This window comes from Marinospirillum sp., from assembly GCF_014859565.1.
The window spans coordinates 1-3864 of sequence record NZ_JACUUA010000278.1 but is presented as its reverse complement, the minus strand read 5'-3'; the positions used below and the strand labels follow the sequence as shown (position 1 = coordinate 3864).

At 48.8% G+C, this 3864-nt stretch carries 3 protein-coding genes; all 3 read right to left on the bottom strand.

Features of this window, described 5'->3' with window-relative positions; translation table 11 throughout:
* Window positions 1–959: AAA family ATPase (locus IBX50_RS18300; RefSeq protein ID WP_292257838.1), on the bottom strand; the 959-nt coding region annotated here is incomplete at its 3' end.
* 87 nt (window positions 960–1046) lie between these two features.
* Window positions 1047–2243 (bottom strand): AAA family ATPase, encoded by a 1197-nt coding sequence (locus tag IBX50_RS18295; protein ID WP_292257837.1) that lies wholly within the window; start codon window positions 2241–2243, stop codon window positions 1047–1049.
* 185 nt (window positions 2244–2428) lie between these two features.
* Window positions 2429–3864 (bottom strand): hypothetical protein (locus IBX50_RS18290; RefSeq protein WP_292257836.1); only part of this gene is annotated, 1436 nt, incomplete at its 5' end.

The window sequence follows — 3864 nt, the reverse complement described above, 5'->3', positions numbered from 1 at the left end:
TTGATCTGCTGCAGGGCAGATCCTTCCGGCAGTTGCTCTACTACCTTAAACTCAAACAAATAGAGATGACCGTCAAACTCAACACTCATATCCACCTTGCCGTAGTTGCTGGCATCTTCCACCGTGACCCGCACACCCAAAGCAGCAAAATGGCTGTAAAAAACACTGGCATAGTGGCCTTCATACTGGGCAATGGGGTTATTACGATACCAGTCATGCGGCAGACCGGCAAACAAGGCTTTCAAATGGGTTTCTAAGCCAGCCATATCAGCGTTTCTTAAGATACGTGGCAAACGCAGCATGAACTGGTCTATCACCGCATCCTTAACACCCAGAATTGGCAGCAGCACCTCATTTAAACTGACCGAGACCTCCTGATTCGGAAAACCAAGACGATATAAAGGACGGTTCGGTACTTCAGAGTGAACCTCATTCAGCGTGAGATAACCGGACTGAAAAAGCAGGGCATCAGTAGAAATTGCATCGACATCAAACTGATTAAGCAATGCAGGGCGAGTATGCCAGGCAGCTAATTCCGGTGTGAACACCCCCCGGGCCTGGAGCAGATTCACTAAAAAAGTGGGGGTGGCAGTTTCAAACCAATAAGGCTCGAATACCCGCTTTTGCAACAACAGCAGTACATCAAAGGGGTTGTATACAGAGCTTGTTTCCTCACCACCCCAGCGATAACCGTTGTACCAGTGTTTAATTTCAGCACGATCCAGACCCGGCAGCTCAGGAGCAAACACCTCATCCAAGTCCGCATCGGTATAACCGCAGATGGTGGTAAAACGTGTATCCAGTGTGAGAATGAATAAGCCTTCAAACAAGGGCTGACGACCGGCAAACAGGCAGTCGATGGTATCCAGCAGCAGGCTTTTACCAAAACGCCGAGGGCGAGATAAAAAGTAGTACTTGCCCTCATCCACTAAACGGTGGATGTGCGGGGTTTTATCCACATAGTAGTAGCCGCCTTCACGAATATCCGCGAAGGTCTAGATGCCAATAGGGAGCTTTTTACGCATCACGCACACTCACAGCCTTTGTCAATACAAAAACCCAAATAACCATAGGGGAATTTTGTTCTCAAAACCCACCTCAAGGTCATCGGCTACAACAAAACCTTTACCCGCTTGCAACTGCGCACTCGTTTTACCAGCACCATCCACCTCAAACGCCCACTCATCATCCACAATAAAATCACCACGATCGTGGTAATGCACCTGATGCTTAAGCCCTAGCTGCGAAACAAAAAAACTTTCACGAACAGAGCCAAGATTACTGCCACCGCACAGCACTTGAAATAAATTGGGGTTATCTAACAACAGCTTATCGGGCTTATTAACTGCACGCATCCCCACCCCACCACGCACCACATGAAGCAAACTGCCCGCATCCATTTGCTGCAAATACTTTTGCAAGGTAGGCCAGGATACACCTGCCGCCGCACTTAATTTAGACACGTTCAATTCGTATGGTGGGGTACTGCAGAGCATGTATAAAATCTTTTTAAGCTTATCCAGCTTAGACGGATCAATACGGTAAATACGACTCAAATCTGAATCAATGGTTAGATTAACCACCTCCAACAGCTTTGAAGGGTAATCCGCTAAAGACTCCTGATAAAAAGGATAACAACCATAACGCAGGTATTTAGCGAACTGTTCCAGCGGTCGAAAATGCTGCATGAGTTGCGCGGCAATATCCTCATGTGACGACAACACCTGAGCTAAAGAAAAACTGGGTAAACTTTGCCCAAGCTCCAGCTCACAAAATTCGCGCAAGGACAACACACCCAAACGATGAACCACCGCCCGTCGTGATAAATCGGCGCTGGCATGTTCAATTTGCAAAGCACTTGATCCGCTGAAAAGCACCTGCAAGTCAAACACATCGTAAACCGCTTTAAGCGCTTGTGAAAAGTGATCGGCTTTATGAATTTCATCCACCAATAACAGCTGACCGCCACGCGCATAAAATGCCTCGGCCAAATCATACAAATTCACCCCAACCATGGCAGGATGATCACAACTCACATACAGAACCTGTGTGGCTCCCAAATTAAGTGACTTGGCATATTGCAGCAAAATCGTACTTTTTCCTGCACCGCGCGCACCTTTAATACCGAGCAAACGCGCATTAAAGTCCACTTGATGATAAAGGTATCTTTTGTACAGTGGCACATCACGGGCGAGAATCTGTACAGAGATCTTTTGTAATGTAGCAAGATTCAGAGTAGCCATGGATTTACTATAGACCATAATTTACATTAAGCGCACTCTAGTCTAAAGTGCGCTTTATAGCAACCATTCGGCCCTCATACACCACCAATCCAGCTCGTTAAATGCAGCCTGGTAATTCTGCAAACGCTGGTGCCAGCGAATATCCAAAGAAGGGTTCATGGCTTAATTAGTCTCCATAAAACAAATCACGCACCCCAGACCTGAATGATTTTATTCTGAAAATCAGCCTGTCGCTGCCAGATTTTCTGATTCCAGGGCGTTGCCGGATCGCGATTAAAAATCACCAGATGGGTTTCATCGGCACCCACGCGCTGGCTGTAGTCGGTGGCTTGTTCCAGCCCTTTTGCAATCACGGTATCCAGGCTGCCACGCAGGAGTTTGAGTTCTATCACCACCCGCTGCAGCGGACCATACATGCCCAGCACCGGATCAGTTGGCCATTCGATGAATAAATCAGTGCGTTTGCGACCCAGGCCGTATTCTCGACTGATGCGACCACCACCGTTGATGATGCGCTGCAAGAAGGCTTGCATTAACAGCTGAGGAGCCGCTTCCTTGTAATCAAAACCTTCACTCCAGCTGTCCGAGTGTTCACGGAAAAACTGCTGGAAGGCTTGCAACAGCTTGCTGATGTTTAATGAATGATCCAGATTGATGTACCAGGCCTGTTCCTGATTGGCAATCATCACCTGGGTCGGCCAGGTCAGCTCTCTGGGAATCACTTCCTGATAAATGCGGTTGCTGATTTTGACTGAGGGGCGAACGGTGATCAGCCCTAAATCTTCAACATACTGCAGATCATCAACTTTAATTTGGCTGATATTGTCTTCATCTTCACTGGTCAGCAGCGCACTGATTACGCCATGAACGCGCGGCTCTCTGAGCTTGTCGGTCAGTTGATCCAGATGAGTGGCACGGGAGTAAATCAGCCGTTCCCGTGCCTGCTGATAATCCACCAGTGTAATGAGGCGGCTTCTGTCGCGTGCTTGACGATTTTCCCAGGTGACTTCGTATCCGAGTGCGTTGACCAGCCAGGGCTGGCCTTTGGAGTCTTCCCAAAGCTCCGGGAAAATTGCCTCATCAAAGACCTGTCCCGTTTCCTCGGTATGCTGCAACCACAGACTGCGGGTTTCCTGTTCAGTGAAGTTACCCATCCGCAGGGATTTGGCCTTGATATTGAAAGCGCTGCCGCCGGTGATCACCTCAGCCCCTTCCTGATGCATCCGGTAGTCACGCACATCACGCACCCCACAGAGAATAATGGATTGAGGGAAAAAATCCGGGCGCTGGGCGTAACCGGCTCTGATCTGGCGCAGCAGAGAAATCAGCGTGTCACCCACCAGTGCATCCACTTCATCCAATAACAATACAGTGGGTTTATCAGATAACTTAGCCCACTGGCGTAACAGCTGCGTAAGCTGATCCTGAGGTTGATGCTGGCGACCTGCTTTTGTCCACCATTGATTCAAGTTGGACATATCCAAATAGTCTTCAATACTGCGAGCAATGGCACTACAGGCCGTTGGTATGCCCTGGGTTTCATCACCCCGCGCAGCCTGCGCACCCTCGATATTGGCATAGGCACAGGCATAACGCCCCGAAGCATTTAGCTCCTTCATGA